Source organism: Bacillus sp. SIMBA_031, from assembly GCF_046535225.1.
In the GTDB taxonomy this organism is placed as follows: Bacteria; Bacillota; Bacilli; order Bacillales; family Bacillaceae; genus Bacillus; species Bacillus velezensis.
In genome coordinates this window covers 1-240 of record NZ_JAWRXC010000630.1, presented here as the reverse complement: position 1 = coordinate 240, position 240 = coordinate 1, and the positions used below count along the sequence as shown (strand labels likewise).

The window sequence follows — 240 nt, the reverse complement described above, 5'->3', positions numbered from 1 at the left end:
ATCGCGGTCAGCTGAAGGCTGCTTTCTACACGGCCAATCCGGTCGGTCATGTGAAACGCGGCACGATCGGCATCATCTCTATGGGCTTCGGCTTCTACGGGCTGATGCACCTGCCGCTGCCTGAAGCGATTGCGCTGGGCTACGCCACGCCGCTGATTGCCGTCATCTTCGCTGCGGTGTTCCTGAAGGAACGTGTGCGGCTTTACCGCTGGAGCGCGGTGTTCTTCGGCATTATCGGGG

At 60.8% G+C, this 240-nt stretch carries 1 protein-coding gene; it reads left to right on the top strand.

The annotated features are described in order from the left end of the window. Nucleotides 1-240: EamA family transporter (locus SB724_RS21615; protein ID WP_410573105.1), on the top strand; the 240-nt coding region annotated here is incomplete at both ends.